Annotated in this window: 17 protein-coding genes and 1 tRNA gene; 11 read left to right on the forward strand and 7 right to left on the reverse strand. The window is 68.7% G+C overall.

The features are described 5' to 3' along the window. The first annotated feature begins 98 nt into the window (after positions 1-98). The 7 genes from AC07GB_RS20675 to AC07GB_RS20705 all read left to right on the forward strand — a co-directional run bounded on the left by AC07GB_RS20675 (position 99) and on the right by AC07GB_RS20705 (position 10,131). On the forward strand, positions 99-2,378 hold the full coding sequence (locus AC07GB_RS20675) for an FdhF/YdeP family oxidoreductase (RefSeq protein WP_478847445.1): 2,280 nt from the start codon (positions 99-101) through the stop codon (positions 2,376-2,378). Between the two features lie 57 nt (positions 2,379-2,435). After that, entirely contained in the window at positions 2,436-2,897 is a 462-nt protein-coding gene (locus AC07GB_RS20680; protein ID WP_478847447.1) for a PaaI family thioesterase, read from the forward strand. Between the two features lie 1,385 nt (positions 2,898-4,282). Next, complete coding sequence (locus tag AC07GB_RS20685) at positions 4,283-5,518, forward strand: branched-chain amino acid ABC transporter substrate-binding protein (RefSeq protein ID WP_478847449.1); 1,236 nt, start codon at positions 4,283-4,285, stop codon at positions 5,516-5,518. Between the two features lie 209 nt (positions 5,519-5,727). Beyond that, positions 5,728-6,657 (forward strand): branched-chain amino acid ABC transporter permease, encoded by a 930-nt coding sequence (locus tag AC07GB_RS20690; RefSeq protein ID WP_478847451.1) that lies wholly within the window; start codon positions 5,728-5,730, stop codon positions 6,655-6,657. A gap of 5 nt (positions 6,658-6,662) precedes the next feature. Further along, positions 6,663-8,486 (forward strand): branched-chain amino acid ABC transporter permease, encoded by a 1,824-nt coding sequence (locus AC07GB_RS20695; RefSeq protein ID WP_478847453.1) that lies wholly within the window; start codon positions 6,663-6,665, stop codon positions 8,484-8,486. Between the two features lie 5 nt (positions 8,487-8,491). Next, positions 8,492-9,418: an ABC transporter ATP-binding protein gene (locus tag AC07GB_RS20700; protein WP_478847653.1), complete on the forward strand. Its 927-nt coding sequence runs from the start codon at positions 8,492-8,494 to the stop codon at positions 9,416-9,418. Next, complete coding sequence (locus AC07GB_RS20705; RefSeq protein WP_478847455.1) at positions 9,415-10,131, forward strand: ABC transporter ATP-binding protein; 717 nt, start codon at positions 9,415-9,417, stop codon at positions 10,129-10,131. The genes AC07GB_RS20700 and AC07GB_RS20705 overlap by 4 nt, the downstream gene beginning before the upstream one ends. Positions 10,132-10,289: 158 nt before the next feature. Here AC07GB_RS20705 and AC07GB_RS20710 read toward each other — a convergent pair whose 3' ends face one another. Then, a complete protein-coding gene (locus tag AC07GB_RS20710) occupies positions 10,290-10,943 on the reverse strand; it encodes an ANTAR domain-containing response regulator (RefSeq protein ID WP_478847458.1) in 654 nt (217 codons plus the stop codon). Between the two features lie 99 nt (positions 10,944-11,042). On the opposite strand from AC07GB_RS20710, the gene AC07GB_RS20715 reads away from it, so the two are divergent. Continuing rightward, positions 11,043-11,115: transfer RNA gene (locus tag AC07GB_RS20715), tRNA-Leu, on the forward strand. Between the two features lie 108 nt (positions 11,116-11,223). Continuing rightward, the gene (locus AC07GB_RS20720) at positions 11,224-12,003 is read left to right on the forward strand and encodes a helix-turn-helix domain-containing protein (protein ID WP_478847460.1); all 780 of its coding nucleotides are present in this window, start codon (positions 11,224-11,226) and stop codon (positions 12,001-12,003) included. An 11-nt stretch (positions 12,004-12,014) separates the two neighbouring features. On the opposite strand, the gene pyk is transcribed toward AC07GB_RS20720, so the two are convergent. Together pyk and AC07GB_RS20730 are read right to left on the reverse strand one after the other, a co-directional pair. Beyond that, on the reverse strand, positions 12,015-13,445 hold the full coding sequence (gene pyk / locus AC07GB_RS20725; protein ID WP_478847462.1) for a pyruvate kinase: 1,431 nt from the start codon (positions 13,443-13,445) through the stop codon (positions 12,015-12,017). 150 nt (positions 13,446-13,595) lie between these two features. Then, entirely contained in the window at positions 13,596-14,303 is a 708-nt protein-coding gene (locus AC07GB_RS20730; RefSeq protein ID WP_478847464.1) for an SIMPL domain-containing protein, read from the reverse strand. A gap of 144 nt (positions 14,304-14,447) precedes the next feature. On the opposite strand from AC07GB_RS20730, the gene AC07GB_RS20735 reads away from it, so the two are divergent. Further along, on the forward strand, positions 14,448-16,247 hold the full coding sequence (locus AC07GB_RS20735) for a bifunctional metallophosphatase/5'-nucleotidase (protein ID WP_478847466.1): 1,800 nt from the start codon (positions 14,448-14,450) through the stop codon (positions 16,245-16,247). An 11-nt stretch (positions 16,248-16,258) separates the two neighbouring features. Then, positions 16,259-16,651, forward strand: a complete 393-nt coding sequence (locus AC07GB_RS20740; RefSeq protein ID WP_478847468.1) for a hypothetical protein — start codon at positions 16,259-16,261, stop codon at positions 16,649-16,651. Positions 16,652-16,665: 14 nt separating this feature from the next. On the opposite strand, the gene AC07GB_RS20745 is transcribed toward AC07GB_RS20740, so the two are convergent. The 4 genes from AC07GB_RS20745 to pepN all read right to left on the reverse strand — a co-directional run bounded on the left by AC07GB_RS20745 (position 16,666) and on the right by pepN (position 23,285). Then, positions 16,666-18,111 carry a lysine N(6)-hydroxylase/L-ornithine N(5)-oxygenase family protein gene (locus AC07GB_RS20745; RefSeq protein WP_478847469.1) on the reverse strand — a complete coding sequence of 482 codons (1,446 nt, stop codon included), beginning with the start codon at positions 18,109-18,111 and terminating at the stop codon, positions 16,666-16,668. After that, positions 18,108-19,523: a pyridoxal phosphate-dependent decarboxylase family protein gene (locus tag AC07GB_RS20750; protein ID WP_478847471.1), complete on the reverse strand. Its 1,416-nt coding sequence runs from the start codon at positions 19,521-19,523 to the stop codon at positions 18,108-18,110. The genes AC07GB_RS20745 and AC07GB_RS20750 overlap by 4 nt, the downstream gene beginning before the upstream one ends. A gap of 245 nt (positions 19,524-19,768) precedes the next feature. Further along, positions 19,769-20,629, reverse strand: a complete 861-nt coding sequence (locus tag AC07GB_RS20755; RefSeq protein ID WP_478847473.1) for an SDR family oxidoreductase — start codon at positions 20,627-20,629, stop codon at positions 19,769-19,771. A 154-nt stretch (positions 20,630-20,783) separates the two neighbouring features. After that, the gene (gene pepN / locus AC07GB_RS20760; protein ID WP_478847475.1) at positions 20,784-23,285 is read right to left on the reverse strand and encodes an aminopeptidase N; all 2,502 of its coding nucleotides are present in this window, start codon (positions 23,283-23,285) and stop codon (positions 20,784-20,786) included. Between the last annotated feature and the right edge of the window lie 45 nt (positions 23,286-23,330).

The following is a 23,330-nucleotide window of genomic DNA, read 5'->3' on the forward strand; positions in this document are numbered from 1 at the left end:
GCACCTCCCCCGATCGCCCCCGCCCACGGGCGCTGTCGGTCCCGCGTGGGAGGATCGGAAGCACACCGTACGCTCATGCGCTCGAAGAGGAGCAGGCCATGGCGAGCAAGCCGCCCCAAGGTGACCCGGTCCAGGACGCCCCGCAGGTCACGGACGCGCAGCACGCCGCCGCCGGACTGCCGGCCATCGGCCACACCCTGCGGATCGCCCAGCAGCAGATGGGCGTCCGGCGCACCGCGCTCACCCTCCTTCGCGTCAACCAGAAGGACGGCTTCGACTGCCCCGGCTGCGCCTGGCCCGAGCCGGAGCACCGCCACAAGGCCGAGTTCTGCGAGAACGGGGCGAAGGCGGTCGCCGAGGAAGCCACCCTGCGCCGCGTCACCCCCGAGTTCTTCGCCGCGCACCCCGTCGCCGACCTCGCCACCCGCAGCGGGTACTGGCTGGGCCAGCAGGGCCGCCTCACCCACCCCATGTACCTCGCGGACGGCGCCGACCACTACGAGGCCGTGTCGTGGGAGCGCGCCTTCGACATCGTCGCCGAGGAACTGACCGCGCTCGAATCCCCCGACGAGGCCGTCTTCTACACCTCCGGCCGCACCAGCAACGAAGCGGCGTTCCTCTACCAGCTCTTCGCCCGCGAACTCGGCACGAACAACCTCCCCGACTGTTCGAACATGTGCCACGAGTCGTCCGGTTCGGCCCTCACCGAAACCCTCGGCGTCGGCAAGGGCAGCGTCCTCCTGGAGGACCTCTACCAGGCGGACCTCATCATCGTCGCCGGGCAGAACCCCGGCACCAACCACCCGCGCATGCTCTCCGCCCTGGAGAAGGCCAAGCGCCGCGGCGCGAAGATCATCACGGTCAACCCGCTGCCCGAAGCCGGCCTGGAGCGCTTCAAGAACCCCCAGACCGCCCAGGGCATGCTCCAGGGCACCGCCCTCACCGACCTCTTCCTCCAGATCCGCCTCGGCGGCGACCAGGCCCTCTTCCGCCTCCTCAACAAGCTCGTCCTGGAGACGGAAGGCGCCGTCGACGAGACCTTCGTACGCGAACACACCCACGGCTTCGAGGACTTCGCCACCGCCGCGCGCGCCGCCGACTGGGACGAGACCCTCGCCGCGACCGGCCTGGAGCGCGCCGCCATCGAGCAGGCCCTGCGCATGGTCCTCGCCTCCGAGCGCACCGTCGTGTGCTGGGCCATGGGCCTGACCCAGCACAAGCACGCCGTGCCCACCATCCGCGAAGTCGTCAACTTCCTGCTCCTGCGCGGCAACATCGGCCGCCCCGGCGCCGGTGTCTGCCCCGTCCGCGGCCACTCGAACGTGCAGGGCGACCGCACGATGGGCATCTTCGAACGCCCGGCGCCCGCCTTCCTCGACGCCCTGGAGAAGGAGTTCGGCTTCGCCCCGCCCCGCCACCACGGCCTCGACGTCGTCCGCGCCATCCGCGCCCTGCGCGACGGCGACGCCAAGGTGTTCTTCGCCATGGGCGGCAACTTCGTCTCCGCCTCCCCCGACACCGACGTCACCGAAGCGGCCATGCGCCGCGCCCGCCTCACCGTGCACGTCTCCACGAAGCTGAACCGCTCCCACGCCGTGACGGGCGCACGCGCCCTGATCCTGCCCACCCTCGGCCGCACCGAGCGCGACCTCCAGGCCGGCGGCGAACAGTTCGTCACCGTCGAGGACTCCATGGGCATGGTCCACGCCTCCCGCGGCCGCCTCAAGCCCGCGGCCCCCGGCCTCCTCTCCGAACCCGCCATCGTGTGCCGCCTGGCACGCCGCGTCCTCGGCCCCGGATCGGCCACCCCCTGGGAAGAGTTCGAGAAGGACTACGCCACCGTCCGCGACCGCATCGCACGCGTCATCCCCGGCTTCGAGGACTTCAACGCGCGCGTGGCCCGGCCCGGCGGCTTCACCCTCCCGCACGCCCCGCGCGACGAGCGCCGCTTCCCCACCGCCACCGGCAAGGCCAACTTCACCGCCGCGCCCGTCGAGTACCCGGCGCTGCCCGAGGGCCGCCTGCTGCTCCAGACGCTGCGCTCCCACGACCAGTACAACACCACGATCTACGGCCTCGACGACCGCTACCGCGGCATCAAGAACGGCCGCCGCGTCGTCCTCGTCAACGCCGCCGACGCCCAGGCCCTCGGCGTCACCGACGGCACCTACGTGGACCTCGTCAGCGAGTGGCAGGACGGCGTCGAGCGGCGCGCGCCCGGCTTCCGCGTCGTGCACTACCCCACGGCCCGCGGCTGCGCGGCGGCGTACTACCCCGAGACCAACGTCCTCGTACCGCTGGACGCCACCGCCGACACCAGCAACACCCCCGCCAGCAAGTCCGTCGTCGTACGCCTGGAACAATCAGCCGCCGACTGAGCGTTCGCTCAGTCACAGCTGTCCTTCAGACGTCGACGACGAACGGAGCCCGGCCCCATGGGCGAGCAGCAGCCAACGAAGTTCCCGCAAGAGGTCATCGACGAGTACGCAGGACTCGGCGTCGACCTGCGCGCCCTGTTCTCCGCCGGGAACCTCGGCAACCGCATGGGCGTGCAGATCCTGGAGGCCGCCGCCGAGCGCGTGGTCGGCACGATGCCCGTGGAGGGCAACACCCAGCCGTACGGGCTGCTGCACGGCGGCGCGTCCGCGGTGCTCGCGGAGACGCTCGGGTCCATCGGGGCGATGCTGCACGGCGGCAGCTCGAAGATCGCCGTGGGCGTCGACCTGAACTGTACGCATCACCGGGGTGTGCGGTCCGGGCTCGTCACGGGGGTGGCGACGCCTGTGCATCTGGGGCGGTCGACGGCTACGTACGAGGTTGTCGTCAGCGAGGAGAGCGGTAAGCGGGTGTGCACCGCCCGCCTCACCTGCCTCCTCCGCGAGGCCCCCACACCCTGACGGGCCCCTCCGCCGGGCAGGGCCTGCCCCCTCCGCCGGGCGGGGCCTGCCCCCTTCCGGCGGGGCCTATCCCCTTCCCGGCGGGGCCTGCCCCCTTCCCGGCGAGGCCTGTCCCCTTCCCGGCGAGGCCTCTCCTCCCGGCAGGGCCTCTCCCCCACCCGCCCGCCCTTCCATCGGCCTCCGGCCTCGTCCTCAAACGCCGGACGGGCTTGAAATCCCGTGCCCGGCCCCGCCGTTCACGCCTCCGCGTCACCAACGGGCTCGCGCACCCGGAGCCTCCGCTGATCGGCTACGGCCCCGCGCCGGGCCCGCCGTTTGCGGCTCTCTGTCACCGAGGGGATTGCTCCCCCCGCCCACCCGCCCCTTGCTCGGCGAGGACCGACGAGCGGGCCGCTGGGCCGGCGCCGGATCGACCACGATCGACACCCTGCAAGGCGCTAGGCCGCGGCCCGAATGGACCACCGGGGAAGCTACGGGCGGGACGGGTGGCGGGGAGGACGCAAGACGGCCCGCCAGCCGCTAGGCCAGGGCCCGACCCGGTCGCCGGGAGCAGGCACGGGTGGGCGGGCGGAAAGACGGAAGACGACCCGCAAGCCGCCAGGTCAGGGTCCGACCCGGTCGCCGGGGCAGTAACGGGTGGGCGGGTGGGAAAGAACCCGCCGCGACAGCGGCGGGAAGGACACAAGACGGCCCGCAAGCCGCCAGGCCGGGGCCCGACCCGGTCGCCGGGGCAGGCACGGGTGGGCGGGTGGGAGAGACCCCGTCGCGGCAGCGGCGGGAAGGGCCGAAGACGGCGCGCGAGTCGGCAGGCGTGGGTGGGAGAAACCCCGCCGCGGTAGCGGCGGGGAGGTGCTGTCGGGCCCCCGGCCAGACCCCTCTTCACCGGAAAAACAGGAGCACCCCCCGAAAACACTCCTGACCACACACATTCGCGAACACGGAAACATGCCCCGGAATCCCCACCTCCCTTTCTCCCGCGTAACCCTCCGTAATCCACCCCCCAACCAGAAATCAAGATCGAAAAGCCCGGCCCCCCACGTAAAAGATCTTTCCGGGCCGCTCCACCCCACACTCCCCCGAACACCGGCGTCATGAGTAAAACCAAGAAACAGTCCTGCCCCGCCCTCCGCACCGGATACGCCGAAGCATGCAGATTCCGCCACAACCACCCCCTGCGTTCCAGCGCGGAATACTCCGTGGCATAACAAGAGCGTCACAGCCTAGGTCCGACCACTCCTCCAGGATCAAATGCGCCCTTAGAGTCACGGCCAGTCACCGCGCCGCCGGGCGCGAACTGAATTGCACGGCCCTGTACCACCACCAGTACGGCCCGGCGATCTTCACGGTCCCTCAGCAGAGGGCCGCGCCTGGGGAAAGGACCAATCGTGCGAAACCGTTCCGCGCTCATCCTCACCACGGTGTTGACCACCGGGGCACTCACCCTCACCGCCTGCGGGTCGCGCGACAAGGACAAGAACGACGACAACGACTCAGGAGACAAGAAGACCGTCGTCATCGGCTTCGACGCCCCCCTCACCGGCGACCTCTCCGCCCTCGGCATCGGCATGCGCAACTCCGCCGAACTCGCGGTCAAGACCGCCAACAAGGAGAACACCGTCGACGGCGTCGAGTTCAAACTCCAGCCCCTCGACGACCAGGGCCAGCCCTCCGTCGGCGGCCAGAACGCCCAGAAGTTCATCAGCGACAAGAGCGTCCTCGGCGTCGTCGGCCCGCTCAACTCCAACGTCTCCCAGTCGATGCAGAAGCCCTTCAACGACGCCGACCTCACCCAGATCTCGCCCGCCAACACCGGCACCGAGCTGACCCAGGGCGACGGCTGGAAGAAGGGCGACAAGAAGCGCCAGTTCAAGACCTTCTTCCGCACCGCCACCACCGACCAGGTCCAAGGCCAGTTCGCCGCCCAGTACCTGTTCCAGAAGGCAAAGATCAAGAAGGTCTACCTGATCGACGACCAGAAGACCTACGGCGCCGGCCTCGCCGCCTCCTTCAAGGACACCTTCACCGACCTCGGCGGCAAGATCGTCGGCCAGGACCACGTCAACCCCGAGGACCGCGACTTCAAATCCGTCGCCTCCCAGGTCAAGGGCAAGGGCGCCGAAGCCGTCTACTACGGCGGCGAATACCCCGCAGCCGCCCCCCTCAGCCAACAGCTCAAGGAATCCGGCGCCAAGATCCCCCTCATGGGCGGCGACGGCATGAAGAGCGAAGAGTTCCCCAAGCTCAACAAGAAGGCCATCAACGACCTCGGCACCTCCGTCGGCAAGCCCGTCGAAGAACTGCCCTCCGCCAAGAAGTTCATCGAGGAATACAACAAGAACTACAAAGAAAACATGGAAACCTACGGCGGCGGCACCTACGACGCCACCTGGGCGATCATCGAAGCCGTGAAGATCGCCGTCGAGGACAACGACGGAGAACTCCCCTCCGACGGCCGCACCAAGGTCCTCGAAGCGATGAGCAAGGTCAAGTTCGACGGCGTCACCGGAACCGTCTCCTTCGACGAGTACGGCGACACCACGAACACCATGATGACCGCATACCAGGTCAACAAGAACAACAAGTGGGAATCCAAGTTCAGCGAGGCCTACAAGCCCCGCTAGGCGCCCCGCTGGACACGCGGTGCCGAACCCGCAGGCCCTCCGCACCCGGCCGCGCGGTTCCCCACGCCCCCGCAGGGCACACCCGCACCGCGACACACACCAGCGCGCCTGCTCGAAACACCCACCCCCATTGACTCAAGACCGCGCGGGACGCGCTACCAGCGCTCCCGCGCGGTGCCATATCCGAACCATCCAACGGAGGCCCTGCGGTGAACGAACTGCCGCAACAGCTGGCCAATGGACTCATCCTCGGCGCGATGTACGGTCTCATCGCGATCGGCTACACGATGGTCTACGGAATCGTCCAGCTCATCAACTTCGCCCACGGCGAGATCTTCATGGTCGGGGGCTTCGGCGCCCTCACCGTCTTCCTCTGGCTCCCCGACGGCTTCTCCCTGCTCGCCGCGATACCCATCATGATCATCGGCGGCGTCATATGCTCCGTCGCCGTCGGCACCGCAGCCGAACGCTTCGCCTACCGCCCCCTGCGCGGAGCACCACGACTCGCCCCCCTCATCACCGCCATCGGCCTGTCCATCCTGCTCCAACAAGCCGTATGGAAGTGGTACCCCGACGCCAAGAAGGACCGTTCCTTCCCACAATTCGGCGGCGACCCCATCCATGTCTTCGGCGCCGACATCCAACGCGGCGACCTCTTCCTCATCATCGCCGCACCCGCCTGCATGCTCATCCTCGGCTGGTACGTCAACAAGACCCGCTCCGGACGCGGCATGCAAGCCACCGCACAAGACCCCGACACCGCAAAACTCATGGGCATCAACACCGACCGCATCATCGTCATGGCCTTCGCCATCGGCGCCGCCTTCGCCGCCATCGCCGCCGTCGGCTACGGCCTCCACAACGGCCAAGTCGGCTTCAAAATGGGCTTCATCATGGGCCTCAAAGCCTTCACCGCAGCCGTACTCGGCGGCATCGGCAACATCTACGGCGCCATGCTCGGCGGCATCGTCCTCGGCGTAGCCGAAGCACTCGCCACCGGCTACATGGGCGACGTACCCGGCATGGAACAGTTCGGCGGCGGCGCCTGGAAGGACGTATGGGCCTTCGCCCTCCTCATCCTCGTCCTCCTCCTCAGGCCCCAAGGGCTCCTAGGCGAACGCGTCGCGGATCGGGCGTGATACCCATGACCACCAAAACCCCCAGCACCCCCGGCGCCCCCCAACTCACCAAAACCCACACCGGCGCCCCCATCTCCACCCTCCCCCTCCCCGAACCCCTCGCCCGCCTCCTCGTCCTCATCGGCTCCACCACCGCCCTCATCGGCACCTTCCTCGCCTGGACCTGGACCGACGACTTCCCCGGCGACCTCACCGTCACCGGCTACCCCGGCGGCCTCCAACTCATCACCCTCACCGGCGCCGCCCTCACCATCGTCTTCACCCTCGCCGCCTACCGCATCCCCGGACTGAACTGGCTCACCCCAGGCGGCACCAACAGCCCCATCCTCCTGCTCACCCTCGGAGTCCTCGGCACCACCGGCTACACCATGGGCGCCATCTCCGACCACCTCGGCGGCATCGTCAACCTCGAACCCGGCGCCTGGATCTCCGGCATCGGCGCCCTCACCGCCACCATCGGCGCCCTCGGCCTCCCCTCCGACACCCCCGACACCGACACCACCACCAACCCCTGGCAACGCCTCCGCCACAGCTTCAAAGCACCCCCACCCAAACGCGCCAAACAACTCCCCGACGCCGTCGAAATCCTCATCATCGCCGCCTCCTTCGGCATCGGCCTCTACGTCTTCGCCTACGGCATCGACGCCTACACCGAACTCTTCATCGGCTTCCTCATCACCGCCGCCTTCGCCGCCACCGCACTCCACCGCGCCGGCCTCATCCCCCGCCTCAACACCCTCACCGCCAAACACCGCAACGTCACCTTCGCCGCCGCCATCGTCGCCGCCGCACTCTTCCCCTTCACCCAGAGCGACGCCAGCTACGCCCTCATCGGCGTCAACATCCTCATCTTCGCCACCGTCGCCCTCGGCCTGAACGTCGTCGTCGGCCTCGCCGGACTCCTCGACCTCGGATACGTCGCGTTCCTCGGCGTCGGCGCCTACACCGCCGCCCTCGTCTCCGGCTCCCCCGCCTCCACCTTCGACGTCCACTTCCCCTTCTGGGCCGCCGTCCTCACCGGCGCCGCCGTCTCCCTCGCCTTCGGCGTCATCATCGGCGCCCCCACCCTGCGCCTCCGCGGCGACTACCTCGCCATCGTCACCCTCGGCTTCGGCGAAATCTTCCGGATCACCATGAACAACCTCAACGGAAGCGCAGGCCCCGACCTCACCAACGGCGCCCAAGGCATCCCCAACATCCCCGACCTCAAAATCCTCGGCTGGGACCTCGGCACCGAACACGACATCCTCGGCTTCACCCTCAGCAGACCCGCCAACTACTACCTGCTGATGCTCCTCTTCACCGCCGTCGTCGTCCTCGTCTTCCGCCGCAGCGGCGAATCCCGCATCGGCCGCGCCTGGGTCGCCATCCGCGAAGACGAAACCGCCGCCACCGCCATGGGCATCAACGGCTTCCGCGTCAAACTCATCGCCTTCGCCCTCGGCGCCACCCTCGCCGGATTCGCCGGCACCGTCCAAGCCCACGTCTCCTACAGCATCACCCCCGAGCAATACCTCTTCGCCAACACCGTCCCCCCCAACTCCGCCTTCCTCCTCGCCGCCGTCATCCTCGGCGGCATGGGCACCATCAGCGGCCCCCTCATCGGCGCCGCCCTGCTCTACCTCATCCCCGCCAAACTCCAATTCCTCGAGGACTACCAACTCCTCCTCTTCGGCCTCGCCCTCATCCTCCTCATGCGCTTCCGCCCCGAAGGCCTCGTCGCCAACAAACGCGCCCAGCTCGAATACCACGAGACCGACCAACTCGACGTACCCGACCAAGCAAAACTCCCCGAAGGCACCGTCGGCGTCAGCAAGGCGGGGGCGTGACCACCATGACCACCACCACGACCACCGTCCTCCAAGCCAGCGGCGTCACCATGCGCTTCGGCGGCCTCACCGCCGTACGCTCCGTCGACCTCACCGTCAACAGCGGCGAAATCGTCGGCCTCATCGGACCCAACGGCGCCGGCAAAACCACCTTCTTCAACTGCCTCACCGGCCTCTACGTCCCCACCGAAGGCACCGTCGCCTACAAAGGCACCGTCCTCCCCTCCAAACCCCACCTCGTCACCGACGCAGGCATCGCCCGCACCTTCCAGAACATCCGGCTCTTCGCCAACATGACCGTCCTCGAAAACGTCCTCGTCGGCCGCCACACCAGGACCAAAGAAGGCCTCTGGTCCGCACTCCTGCGCGGCCCCGGCTTCAAAAAAGCCGAAGCCGCATCCCACACCCGCGCCATGGAACTCCTCGAATTCGTCGGCCTCGCCCACAAAGCCGACCACCTCTCCCGCAACCTCCCCTACGGAGAACAGCGGAAACTGGAGATCGCCCGCGCACTCGCCAGCGAACCCGGGCTCCTCCTCCTCGACGAACCCACCGCCGGCATGAACCCCCAAGAAACCCGCGCCGCCGAAGAACTCGTCTTCGCCATCCGCGACCAAGGCATCGCCGTCCTCGTCATCGAGCACGACATGCGCTTCATCTTCAACCTCTGCGACCGCGTCGCCGTACTCGTCCAAGGCGAAAAACTCGTCGAAGGCACATCCGAAACCGTCCAAGCCGACGAACGCGTCATCGCCGCCTACCTCGGCACCCCCTTCGAAGGCGCACCCGGCGCCGCCGAAGTAGCCGAAGTCGAAGCCGCCGAAGCCCACCAAGAAGCCACCACCCCCCTCCACGACACCCCGCCGGACACACCCCGGAACGAGGAAGACGGCGCCCCCCGCACCACCGGCCCGGAAGGAACAGCCAAGTGACCGCACTACTGGAGGTCGAAGACCTCAGGGTCGCCTACGGCAAGATCGAAGCCGTCAAAGGCATCTCCTTCACCGTCGAAGCCGGCCAAATCGTCACCCTCATCGGCACCAACGGCGCAGGCAAAACCACCACCCTCCGCACCCTCTCCGGCCTCCTCAAACCCTCCGCCGGAAAAATCAGCTTCGACGGACAACCCCTCCACAACATCCCCGCCCACAAAATCGTCGCCCTCGGCCTCGCCCACTCCCCCGAAGGCCGCCACATCTTCCCCCGCCTCACCATCGTCGAAAACCTCCTCCTCGGCGCCTACCTCCGCGACGACAAAGCAGGAATCGACAAAGACATCCAACGCGCCTACGAACTCTTCCCCATCCTCGGCGAACGCCGCAAACAAGCCGCAGGCACCCTCTCAGGCGGCGAACAACAAATGCTCGCCATGGGCCGCGCCCTCATGTCACGCCCCAAACTCCTCATGCTCGACGAACCCTCCATGGGCCTCTCCCCGATCATGATGCAGAAAATCATGCACACCATCAGCGAACTCAAATCCCAAGGCACCACCATCCTCCTCGTCGAACAGAACGCCCAAGCCGCGCTCTCCCTCGCCGACCACGGCCACGTCATGGAAATCGGCCACATCGCCCTCTCCGGCACCGGCCAGGACCTCCTCCACGACGAATCCGTACGCAAGGCCTACCTCGGCGAGGACTAGGCCCGGCCCCTGGGCCCTACGCAGCGAGGGCGGCCACCCCGGTGTGGAGTGACCGCCCTCGCTGCGCTTCTCATCCGGCTTCCCGCCGACGGGGGCTTGGCGCGCCCACGCGGCGGAGCCGCACATCGACAGAGCCCCGCGCCCCTACGGGGCCGCTCTCAGCCCTTCGACGCCTTCTTCTCCTCGGCGTCCTCGATGACCGCCTCCGCCACCTGCTGCATCGACAGCCGACGATCCATCGACGTCTTCTGAATCCACCGGAACGCCGCCGGCTCCGTCAGGCCGTACTCCGTCTGCAAGATCGACTTCGCCCGGTCCACCAGCTTCCGCGTCTCCAGGCGCTGCGTGAGGTCCGCGACCTCGCTCTCCAGCGTCTTCAGCTCCGCGAACCGCGACACCGCCATCTCGATCGCCGGTACGACGTCACTCTTGCTGAACGGCTTCACCAGGTACGCCATGGCGCCCGCGTCCCGGGCACGCTCCACCAGGTCCCGCTGCGAGAACGCCGTCAGCATCAGCACGGGGGCGATCGACTCCTCCGCGATCTTCTCCGCCGCGGAGATCCCGTCCAGGACGGGCATCTTCACGTCCAGGATCACCAGGTCCGGCTTGTGCTCCCGGGCCAGCTCGATCGCGGTCTCACCGTCACCGGCCTCGCCGACGACCGTGTAGCCCTCCTCCTCCAGCATCTCCTTGAGGTCGAGACGGATCAGCGCCTCGTCCTCAGCGATGACGACGCGGGTCGTCAGGGGCGGGACGTGCGACTTGTCGTCGGACGCGTCTACGGCCTTGGGCGACTCGGGCGGGGTCACGGGGGCTCCTCGTTAGGGGCAGATCTGCTTCCCAAGAGCCTACCTAGCTGCGGTATGGTGGTGACACAGCGGGTGACCGCTGACCTTCATTTTGAAGGGGCCCCGGTAGCCCAGCGGTAGAGGCCATGGATTCAAAACCCATACAGCGTCGGTTCGAATCCGACTCGGGGCACTTTCCCTTCCTTTCCAAGGTCAGGGGTAAATCGATCAGCTTCACGTGATCGTATGAATCATCCACGCTGATCGCGCGAACCAGTGCAGCGACATACAGGCTGCACCTATGGAACAGCACAAACCTTCGGTCCGCGCCGAGGCACTCGAACTTCTCCGCAAAGGCATTCCCAATAGGGTGGTAGCGGAGCGCCTGAACGTTCCCCGCGGCACGGTTGGCTGGTGGCTCTCGGAGGATCGCAAAAAGCGCAACGCCCGCTACGAGCAGCCCACCGACTGCCCGCGTTGCACGCACCGGTCGTACGACCGGGAGGCATACGCATACCTCTTAGGCCTCTACCTCGGTGACGGCCACATCATCTCGAAGCCGAAGCAGCATCACCTGTCCATCTTCTGTGACGCTAGGCACACGGGGCTCATCGCCGCAGCTGAAGACACGATGCGCCGGGTGATGCCCATGCCCCACGTCAAAACGCGCTACAAGTCGGGGTGCGGCGAAGTGAAGTCGTACAGCAAGCACTGGCCCTGCCTCTTCCCGCAGCACGGCCCCGGTAAGAAGCACGAACGAACCATCGCGCTCGAATCCTGGCAACAGGACATCGTCGACGCGCACCCGTGGGAGTTCATCCGGGGGCTCATCCACTCCGACGGGTGTCGGGTGACGAACTGGACCACGCGGGTCGTCGGCGGCGAGCGGAAGCGCTACGAGTATCCGAGGTACTTCTTCACGAACACGTCCACCGACATAGTCGGGCTCTTCACCGGCACCCTCGACCGGCTCGGCGTCGAGTGGAAGACCCTCAACCAGAGCCGCGCCGCGGTGACTGTCTCCATCGCCCGCAAAGCCTCCGTGGCGCTCATGGACGTGCACGTCGGGCCGAAGTACTGAACCGGTCCCGGTTACCGGGAGGCCTCGCCGATGTGGTGGACGCGGACCAGGTTCGTGGAGCCGGAGACTCCGGGCGGGGAGCCCGCGGTGATGATGACGGTGTCGCCCGGCCGGCAGCGGCCGATCTTGAGGAGGTGCTCGTCGACCTGGGCGACCATCGCGTCGGTGGAGTCGACGTGCGGGCCGAGGAAGGTCTCGACGCCCCAGGTGAGGTTGAGCTGGGAGCGGGTGGCCGGGTCGGGGGTGAAGGCGAGGAGGGGGATCGGGGAGCGGTAGCGGGAGAGGCGCTTGACGGTGTCGCCGGACTGGGTGAAGGCGACGAGGTACTTGGCGCCGAGGAAGTCGCCCATTTCGGCGGCGGCGCGGGCGACGGCGCCGCCCTGGGTGCGGGGCTTGTTGCGTTCGGTGAGGGGCGGCAGGCCCTTGGCGAGGATGTCTTCCTCGGCGGCTTCGACGATGCGGGCCATGGTGCGGACGGTTTCGATGGGGTATTTGCCGACGCTGGTCTCGCCGGAGAGCATGACGGCGTCGGTGCCGTCGATGACGGCGTTGGCGACGTCGCTGGCTTCGGCGCGGGTGGGCCGGGAGTTGTCGATCATGGAGTCGAGCATTTGGGTGGCGACGATGACGGGTTTGGCGTTGCGCTTGGCGAGTTTGATGGCGCGCTTCTGGACGATGGGGACTTGTTCGAGGGGCATTTCGACGCCGAGGTCGCCGCGGGCGACCATGATGCCGTCGAAGGCGGCGACGATGTCGTCGACGGCGTCGACGGCTTGGGGTTTTTCGACTTTGGCGATGACGGGGAGGCGGCGGTTCTCCTCGTCCATGATGCGGTGGACGTCGTCGATGTCGCGGCCGCTGCGGACGAAGGAGAGGGCGATGACGTCGAAGCCGGTGTTGAGGGCCCAGCGGAGGTCGGCTTCGTCCTTGTCGGAGAGGGCGGGGACGGAGACGGCGACTCCGGGGAGGTTGAGGCCTTTGTGGTCGGAGACCATGCCGCCTTCGATGACGGTGGTGGTGACGCGGGGGCCGTCGACGGCGGTGACTTCGAGGGTGACTTTGCCGTCGTCGACGAGGATGCGTTCGCCGGTGGTGACGTCGTCGGCGAGGCCGGCGTAGGTGGTGCCGCAGATGTGGCGGTCGCCTTGGACGTCGGGTTCGACGGTGATGGTGAACTCGTCGCCGCGTTCGAGGAGTACGGGACCTTCGGTGAAGCGGCCGAGACGGATCTTCGGGCCTTGAAGGTCGGCGAGGATGCCGATGCTGCGGCCGGTCTCTTCGGCGGCCTTGCGTACGCGCTGGTAGCGGTCCTCGTGGTCGGCGTAGGTGCCGTGGCTGAGGTTGAAGCGTGCCACGTCCATTCCGGCTTCGACCAGGGTCTTGATCTGGTCGTAGGTGTCGGTGGCGGGTCCCAGGGTGCAAACGATTTTCGCTCGGCGCATGTGGTCGACAGTAGGCCTTACTGGTCGGTAGTGGATTGGTTGGGCGTGACTACTCAACAACCGTTGGGTGAAAGGCTTTTGACAACTGTTGAAGTGTGCGCGGGCGTGCTCTGATGAGCGTGTTCAAGGGTCGGCGGGTGGGGTGGCGTTTCAGAGTTGGGGCGGGTTCATGGTGAAGCGTGCGGTGACTTGGGCGTAGACGGATTGGCGCTGGGGTTCGAGGTCGAGGGGGGCGGCGGCTTCGGGGGCTGCTCCGGCGAAGGCGGCGCGGGCCATTCCGGGGGGTGCGGGGTAGCCGTAGTCGGGGGTGGGGTCGGTGCCGGTGTCGGCGAGTTCGAGGAGGGCGTCGAGGGTGGTGCCGAGGGCTTCGGCGTATTCGCGGGCGCGTTGGACTGCTTCTTTGACGGCTTGTTGGCGGGCGGTGCGGTGGGCGGGTGAGGTGGGGCGCAGGGCCCAGTAGGGGCCGTCGATGTGGGTGAGGTCGAGGTCGGCGATGCGGGTGGTGAGTTCGCCGAGTGCGGTGAAGTCGGTGAGTTCGGCGTTGATGTGGACGCGTCCGTGGTAGGTGCGGACGCGTTCTCCTTTGCCGCGTTTGGTGAGTTCGGGGGTGACGGAGAAGGCGCCGGTTTCGAGGCGTTCGACGGCGTCGCCGTAGGTTTTGACGAGGTTGATGACGTCGTTGTTGCGGCGGGTGAGGTCGGTGAGGGCGTCGCGGCGGTCGGTGCCGCGGGCGGTGATGGTGATGCCGATGCGGGCGATTTCGGGGTCGACTTCGAGGTGGGCTTCGCCGCGGACGGCTACGCGTGGGGCGTGGGGGGTGCCGTAGGGGGTGGTGGGGTGTTGTTGGTGGGTGGTCATGGGTTCCACTGTGGCACTGGGGCGGGGTTCGGGGTGGTCATCGGATCGAAACCTGGTGGGGGTGTTGTGGTGGGGGTGTTGTGGGCCAGAATCTACGCGCGTCGCCGGTGCGCGTAGGTCACGAAGGTTCATGAGGGAGTCGCAATGCCGCTCGACAGAAGGTCGTTCCTGGGGAGTTCCGCCGCCGCGGGGGCGGGGGTGGCGCTCGTGGGTCCCGCGGCTGCCGCGGAGGCGGCGCCGGCGGTTCGGCCGGGTAAGCGGTCGCGGCGGTATTCGTTCACGGTGATGGGGACGACGGACCTGCATGGGAACGTCTTCAACTGGGATTACTTCACGGACAAGGAGTTCGACGACAGGGACCACAACGATGTGGGTCTGGCGAAGATATCCACGTTGGTGTCGCAGGTCCGCAAGGAGAAGGGGCGTCGGAATACGCTGCTGATCGACGCGGGTGACACGATTCAGGGTACGCAGTTGTCGTACTACTACGCGAAGGTTGATCCGATCACCGCGGCGCGGGGTCCGGTGCATCCGATGGCGCAGGCGATGAATGCGATCGGGTATGACGCGGCGGCGCTGGGGAATCACGAGTTCAATTACGGCATTCCGGTGTTGCGGAAGTTCCAGGAGCAGTGTGATTTTCCGCTGCTCGGGGCGAACGCGTTGGATGCGAAGTCGCAGCGGCCTGCTTTTCCGCCGTACAGCATGCATCGGTTGCGTACGCCGCACGGTCGGGATGTGCGGGTTGCGGTGCTGGGTCTGACGAATCCGGGGATCGCGATCTGGGACAAGGCGCATGTGCAGGGGAAGATGACGTTCCCTGGCCTTGAGGAGCAGGCGGCGAAGTGGGTGCCGAGGCTCAGGTCGATGGGTGCGGATGTGGTGATCGTGTCGGCGCATTCGGGGTCGAGTGGTACGTCGTCGTACGGGGATCAGTTGCCGTATGTGGAGAACGCGGCGGCGTTGGTGGCGGAGCGGGTGCCGGGGATCGACGCGATTCTGGTGGGGCACGCGCATACGGAGATTGCCGAGTATGTGGTGGAGAACAAGGCGACGGGCGAGAAGGTGGTGTTGTCGGAGCCGTTGAAGTGGGGTCAGCGGTTGACGTTGTTCGACTTCGACGTGGTGTGGTCGAAGGGCCGTTGGCGGGTGGAGAGGGTGGGGGCGAAGGTCCTGAACTCCAACGCGGTGGCGGAGGACGAGCGGATCGTGCGGTTGCTCGGGGATGAGCACAAGAAGGTCGTGGCGTATGTGAATCAGGTGATCGGCACTTCGAAGGAGGCGATGAGTACGGCGGAGGGCCCGTACAAGGATGTGCCGATCATTGATTTGATCAATCATGTGCAGGCGGAGACGGTGCGGGCGGCGCTTGCGGGTGGCGCGTATGCGAAGTTGCCGGTGTTGTCGCAGGCTTCTTGTTTCTCGCGTACGGCGAGGATTCCGGCGGGTGAGGTGACGCTTCGGGACGCGGCGGGTCTGTATCCGTTCGAGAACACGCTGGAGGCGCGGGTTCTGACGGGTGCGCAGTTGAAGGATTATCTGGAGTTCTCGGCGCGGTATTACGTGCGGACGGCGCCGGATGCGCCGGTGGATCCGGCGAAGTTGACGAATGCGGAGGGTGTGCCGGATTACAACTATGACGCGTTGTACGGGGTGTCGTACGACGTGGATATCGCGCAGCCGGTGGGTTCGCGGATCGTGGGGTTGCGGTTCGGGGGGAAGGCGGTGGATCCGGGTGCTGAGTTCGTGTTGGCGGTGAACAATTATCGGGCGAGTGGTGGGGGGAATTTCCCGCATGTGGCGCGGGCGAAGCAGGTGTGGGTGAATTCGGATGAGATCCGTAACACGATCATCGCGTGGGTGAAGGCGAGGGGTGTGGTGGATCCGGCGGAGTTCGCGCGGGTGGACTGGCGGTTGACGCGTGCGGGGACTCCGGTGTTCTGAGGGAGGCTGTGATGAATGGGGATCTGGCGGCCGCGCTGGCTGTGGTGCGGCGTGATGTGTGGACGACGTGTGCGGTGCGGCCGGTGGTGCGGGAGGAGGTGGATTTCGACGGTGATCCGCTGGTGATGCTGTATGAGCCGGATGGGTCGGGGGTGGGGGTGTCGGTGCCTGTGGGGGTGGGTCCGGCGGAGCAGGTGGCGGAGTTGGCGGAGCAGGTGAAGGACTGGGCGGTGGAGGCGTTGGCGGCGCGGTTGTTGCCGGCGACGTGGCCGGAGTGTCCCGACCATCCGCGGGGGCATCCGTTGGCTGCGCGGGTGGTCGGGAGTGTGGCGGTGTGGGTGTGTCCGCGGTCGGGGCGGGTGGTGGCGCCGGTGGGTGCGTTGGGGGAGGTGGCGGGGGGCTGAGGGCCCGGGGGGGGTCAGTTCTTCAGGTGGACGAGGGTGCCGCGGAGTTCCGCGCCGGGGCGGGGGGTGGTGCGTGGTGTCGGTTGGTGGAGTCCGAAGTGGGTGAAGGCGGTTCGCTGGGGCTGGGGGTAGGGCTCTTTGCCGGTGAGGGTGTTGAGGATGCCGGCGCTGCGCCAGGCGGCGAGGCCGAGGTCGGGGGCGCCGACGCCGTGGGTGTGGCGTTCGGCGTTCTGGACGTAGACGCTGCCGGTGACGGCGGGGTCGAGGACGAGGCGGTGGTGTTCGTCGATGCGGGGGCGTTCGGAGGAGTCGCGGCGCAGGTAGGGGTCGAGTGCGGCGAGGAGGCGGTCGAGGGGGCGTTCGCGGTAGCCGGTGGCGAGGATGACGGCGTCGGTGGTGAGGCGGGTGCGGGTGCCTTGTTCGATGTGTTCGAGGTGGAGTTCGACGCGGGTGGTGGCGACGCGTCCTGCGGTGCGGACGTTGACGCCGGGGGTGAGGACGGCGTCGGGCCAGCCGCCGTGGAGGGTGCGTCGGTACAGCTCGTCGTGGATGGCGGCGATGGTGTCGGTGTCGATGCCTTTGTGGAGTTGCCATTGGCCGGGGACGAGTTGGTCGCGGACGCTTTCGGGGAGGGCGTGGAAGTAGCGGGTGTAGTCGGGGGTGAAGTGTTCGAGGCCGAGTTTGGAGTACTCCATGGGGGCGAAGGCGGGGGTGCGGGCGAGCCAGTGGAGTTTTTCGGCGCCTGGGGGGCGGTGGCGGAGGAGGTCGAGGAAGATTTCGGCGCCTGACTGGCCGGAGCCGATGACGGTGATGTGGTCGGCGGTGAGGAAGCGGTCGCGGTGCAGGAGGTAGTCGGCGGCGTGGATGACGGGGACGGTGGGGGCGTCGGCGAGGGGTTTGAGGGGTTCGGGGATGTGGGGGGCGGTGCCGATGCCGAGGGCGATGTTCCTGGCGTGGGTGCGGCCCAGGGCTTCGGCTTCGCCGTCGGCGTCGAGTTGGGTGAAGTCGACGTCGAACAGGTCGCGTTCGGGGTTCCAGCGGACGGCGTCGATCTGGTGGTTGTAGTGGAGTCGGGGGAGGTTGTCGCTGACCCAGCGGCAGTAGGCGTCGTATTCGGCGCGCTGGATGTGGAAGCGCTCGGCGAAGTAGAAGGGGTAGAGGCGTTCGCGGGTTTTGAGGTAGTTGAGGAAGGTCCAGGGGTTGGTGGGGTCGGCGAGGGTGACGAGGTCGGCGAGGAAGGGGACTTGGAGGGTGGCGCCGTCGATGAGGAGGCCGGGGTGCCAGTGGAAGGCGGGGCGTTGTTCGTAGAAGGCGGTGTCGAGGTCGAGGGGGTGGGCGAGGGCGGCGAGGGAGAGGTTGAAGGGGCCGATGCCGATGCCGACCAGGTCGCGGGGGTTGTCGGGGGTGGTGGGTGCTTGGGTGGGCTTGTCGGGGGTGCCTGGTGGGTGGGTCGGGGTCATCGGGGGGTGGTTCCTTCCACGAGCTTGAGGAGGGTGGTGAGGTCGTCGGGGGTGGTGTGGGGGTTGAGGAGGGTGGCTTTGAGCCAGCGGCGGCCGTCGAGTTGGGCGCGGCCGAGGACGGCGGTGCCGTCGGTGAGGAGTTTTCGGCGGATGTGTGCGATGTGGTCGTCGTCGGCGTGGGTGGGCCGGAAGAGGACGGTGCTGATGGTGGGGGTGGCGTAGAGGTCGAAGCGGGGGTGGGCGGTGATCTGCTCGGCGAGGTGGCGTGCTTGGTCGCAGACGTGGTCGACGAGGGCGCCGAGGCCGGTGCGGCCGAGTGCTTTGAGGGTGACGGCGATCTTGAGTGCGTCGGGGCGGCGTGTGGTGCGCAGGGAGCGGCCGAGGAGGTCGGGGAGGCCGGCTTCGGTGTCGTCGTCGGCGTTGAGGTAGTCGGCGCGGTGGGTGAGGGGGTGGGTGTCGGTGGGGTCGCGGAGGGTGAGGATTCCGGCGGCTGCGGGTTGCCAGCCGAGTTTGTGCAGGTCGAGGGTGACGGTGTCGGCGCGGTCGAGGCCGTGGAGTTTGGGGCGGTGGGTGTCGCTGAAGAGGAGTCCGGCGCCGTAGGCGGCGTCGATGTGGAGGCGGGCGTGGTGGGTGGCGCAGAGGTCGGCGATGTCGTTGAGGGGGTCGATGAGGCCTGCGTCGGTGGTGCCGGCGGTGGCGGTGACGAGGAGGTCGGTGTTGTCGGTGTTGTCGGTGTTGTCGGTGTTGTCGGCGGAGTGTGTGGTGAGGGCGGTGGCGAGGGTGTGGGGGTCGAGGACGCCGGTGGGGGTGGGGAGGGTGTGGGGGGTGGGCAGGCCGAGGAGCCAGGCGGCGCGGTGCAGGGAGTGGTGGGCGTTGGCGCCGGTGAGGATGCGCAGGGTGCGGCCGTGGGCGGTGGCGCGTTCGCGGGCGAGGAGGAGGGCGAGTTGGTTGGATTCGGTGCCGCCGGTGGTGATGAGGGCGTCGCCTTGGCCGTGGACCTCGGTGGCGAGGGTGGTGGTGAGGAGGGCTTCGAGGGCGGAGGCGGCGGGGGCCTGGTCCCAGGAGTCGAGGGAGGGGTTGAGCGCGGAGGCGGCGAGGTCTGCGGCTGCGGCGAGGGCGAGGGGTGGGCAGTGCAGGTGGGCGGCGCACAGGGGGTGGGCGGGGTCGGCGGCGCCGTGTGCGGTGGCCTGGACGAGGGTGTGCAGGGCGGTGCGGGCGCCGGTGCCGTGGTGGGGCAGCAGGGGGTGTGCGGCTTGGTGGAGGCGGGTGGTGACGGTGGTGGGGCCGCCGGGTGGGAGGGGTCCGCCGCGGGTTGCCGCGCCCTCGCGCAGGGCGGCCAGGGCGGTGGTGAGCAGGGGTTCCAGGGCGTCGGGGCCTTGGGCGCCCCCGGCGAGGGGCGGCGGGGTGCGCATGGGGTGACCTCCGGTGGGCGGACGGGGTCACCAGCCTGGTGGGTGGGGGTGGGGTGTGGGGTGGGGCTGGGGTTTCGGAACCCGAAAGGGGTACGGCTGTGCCGGGAAATCGTGTCTGCGCGGGGTGGGGGTGCTAGGGGGTGGGGCGGGCCCTGCCGGGGGACTCCCCTGGCAGGGCCCGCCCCTTCCCGAAATCAGGGGGCTCCGCCCCCTGTGCCCCCGTTGATCGGCCTTCGGCCTCGTCCTCAAACGCCGGACGGGCTTGAGTTCCGGAAGTCGTCCGCGTGGTCCTGGGCCCACTGGGTGTACGTGCGGGCCGGGTTTCCCGTGACCGTTTGGACGGTGGTGGTCAGGGGCGGGGCGGTGTCGACGGTGGCGGCGAGGGAGGCGACGAAGCCGGGGACCATGTCGGCGGGGATGATGGGGAACATGGCGGGGACGACGTCGTGGGGCGGTATCTCGGTGTAGGTGAGGGGGCGGCCGATGGCGTGGGCGATGGCGGCGATCTGGTCCTCGGTGGTGAGGGCTTCGGGGCCGGTGAGGACGTGGGCGGTGCCGCTGTGGCGTTCCAGGAGGCTGTGGCGGGCGACGGCGGCGATGTCGGCTTCGTGGATGGGTGAGGAGACGCTCTTGGCGTAGGGGCCGCGTACGGTGTCGCCCTCGTGGATCTGCCAGGCCCACTGGAGAGTGTTGGTGGCGAAGACGCCGGGGCGCAGGAAGGTCCAGTCGAGGCCGCTGTCGCGGACGTCCTGTTCGAGGGCGCGGTGCCAGGTGTGGATGAAGGTGTCGTGGGCGGGGTCGTCCTCGACGGCGATGCTGGAGAGCACGGTGACGTGCTGGATGCCCGCGGTGCGGGCGGCGGTGAGGAAAGCGCGGGTGTGTTCGCCGGTGACGGAGGCGTGCAGGAAGAGGGCGTCGGCGCCGTCGAACTGGGCGGTCATGTCGGCGGGTTCGGCGCTGACGGTGAGGCGGGCGACGTCGGCGGTGGCGGGCAGGCGGGCGCGTTGGGGGTCGCGGACGAGGGCGCGCACGGGGGCGTCGGCGGTGGTGAGCTGGTCGACGAGGGCGCTGCCGACGTTTCCGGTGGCTCCGGTGACCACGATCATGGGGTGCTCCTTGGGTGTGCGGGCGGGGCCGGGCCGTGGGCCCGGCCCGCTGTGTCCTCGACCCTAGGCAAGCGGAGCGGAACTCCGGATCGTCGTCAGGAAGGACCCCGGCCTAGGGCATCGGTCCTAGGCCGGGGGTCGTGCGGGGGCCGGTTCAGCTCTGTTCGGCCTTGCGGCGTACGCGCAGGGCCCGTGCCAGGTCGTCGAGTTGGTCGGCGAGGCGGCGGCGCAGGGCGGGGGTGAGGTCGGTGCGGGCCAGGCAGGCCTCGCCGAGGCGCAGCGTCTCGTCGTCGGTGGCCGGGGGGAAGGCGTGGCGGCCGGCGGCGTCGGCGATGGCGGGGCCGCGGCGGGTGGCGACGTCGACGGCGGCGTCGAAGTAGCGGGCCACGTAGGGGCGTACCAGGTCGTCCTGTTCGGGCTGCCAGAAGCCTTGGGCGGTGGCGGTGAACAGGTAGTTGGACAGGTCGTCGGTGGTGAACATGGCGTCCCAGGCGCGGCGTTTGGCGTCGGGGTCGGGCAGGGCGGCGCGGCAGCGGGCGGCGCCTTCCTGGCCGGTGGCGCTGGGGTCGCGGCGCAGTTCGTCGGCGATGGTGTCCTCGTCGGCCTCGCCGAGGACGGCGAGGCGGGCGAGGGCGCGCCAGCGCAGTTCGGGGTCGAGTTCGGGTCCGCCGGGTACGGCGCCTTGGGCGAGCCAGGTGTGGAGGGGCTCGGCCTGGGTGGCGGCGTCGATGAGGCCGCGTACGGCGATGAGCCTGAGGCCGGGGCGGGAGCCGTCCTCGGTGTGGCGGATGACGTCGTGGCACAGGGCGTCGAGGGTGGCGAGGGCGGCGGGCCGCTGTGCGCGCGGGGTGTAGCGGTCGGCGATGACGGTGCCGGCGAAGGTGAGGACGCCGGAGACGAGGGCGAGGTCGGTCTCGGCGGGCAGGTGGGCGCGGGCGGTGTCGAGGTAGGTGGCGGGTTCGAGGTCGCCGTCGCGGACCATGTCGCGCAGGGCGTTCCACAGGACGGCGCGGGTGAGGGGGTCGGGGACGCTGGACAGGGAGCGCAGGGCGGTGTTCTGGGAGTCCGGGTCGAGGCGGATCTTGGCGTAGGTCAGGTCGTGGTCGTTGGGGACGACGAGGGCGGGGCAGCCGCCGTCGCGGGGGGTGGGTGTGGTGTGTTCGGGTACGTCCGTCTCGTAGCGTTCGCGCAGGACGAGTTGGCGGCCGTCGGACAGGTCGCGGTCGTGGACGCCGACGGCGACGCGGTGGGGGCGGCTGCCGTGGTGGTCGAGGCGGAGGGTCCAGGTGCGGCCGCTGTGGCTGAGGGCCGGGGTGAAGGTGTCGACGCCGGTGGTGCGCAGCCAGGCGTCGGCCCAGGCGTGGACGTCGCGGTCGGTGGCGGACGCGAGGTTGTCGATGAAGTCGGCGAGGGTGGCGTTGGCGAACTTGTGGCGGGCGAAGTGGGCGTTGATGCCCGCGAGGAAGTCCTTCTCGCCGAGCCAGGTGACGAGTTGGCGCAGGGCGCTTGCGCCCTTGGCGTAGGAGATGCCGTCGAAGTTGAGGAGGGCGGACGCGGTGTCGGGTACGGCGTCGGGGTCGGGGGCGACGGGGTGGGTGGAGGGGCGCTGGTCGGCGTCGTAGCCCCAGGATTTGCGGGCGACGCCGAAGTCGGTCCAGGTGTCGGTGAAGCGGGTGGCTTCGGCGGTGGTCTGGTAGCCCATGTATTCGGCGAAGGACTCGTTGAGCCAGATGTCGTCCCACCACTTGAGGGTGACGAGGTCGCCGAACCACATGTGGGCCATTTCGTGGGCGATGACCATGGCGCGGGTCTGGCGCTGGGTGTCGGTGACGGCGGAGCGGTAGACGAATTCGTCGCGGAAGGTGACCAGGCCGGGGTTCTCCATGGCGCCGGCGTTGAACTCGGGGACGAAGGCCTGGTCGTAGGAGTCGAAGGGGTAGGGCTCGGTGAACTTCTCGTGGTAGCGGTCGAAGCAGGAGCGGGTGGTGTCGAGGAGTTCGTCGGCGTCGGCGTCGAGGTGGGGGGCGAGGGAGCGGCGGCAGTGGAGGCCGAAGGGCAGGCCGCGGTGTTCGGTGCGGATGGAGTGCCAGGGGCCCGCGGCGACGGCGACGAGGTAGGTGGGCAGCGGGGGTGTGGGGGCTGCTTTCCAGGTGCCGTCGCCGGTGTGTTCGGTGACGCTGTTGGCGAGGACGGTCCAGGCCTTGGGCGCGGTGATGTCGAGCTGGAAGACGGCCTTGAGGTCGGGCTGGTCGAAGGCGGCGAAGACGCGCTGGGTGTCGTCGAGGAAGAGCTGGGTGTAGACGTACGTCTCGCCGTCGGTGGGGTCGGTGAAGCGGTGCATGCCCTCGCCGGTGCGGGAGTAGCGCATGGCGGCGTCGACGGTGAGGTGGTGTTCGCCCGCGGTGAGGCCGGTCAGGGGGAGCCTGTTGCCGGTGAGGGTGCCGGGGTCGAGGGGGGTGCCGTCGAGCGTGACGGAGCGCAGGTGTGCGGGCTTCAACTCGACGAAGGTGTCGCCGTCCGTGGCGGTGGTGAAGGTGATCGCCGTGCGGGAGTCGAAGGTCTCGTCGCCGGTGGTGAGGTCGAGGGTGATCTCGTACCGCTGGACGTCGAGGAGCTGGGCTCGGGTCTGCGCTTCGTCGCGCGTCAGTGCGGGCATCTGGCCATGGTGCCTGATGCGGCGGGGTGCCTGGCAGGGGGTGGC

It is taken from the genome of Streptomyces sp. NPDC045778, from assembly GCF_056431945.1.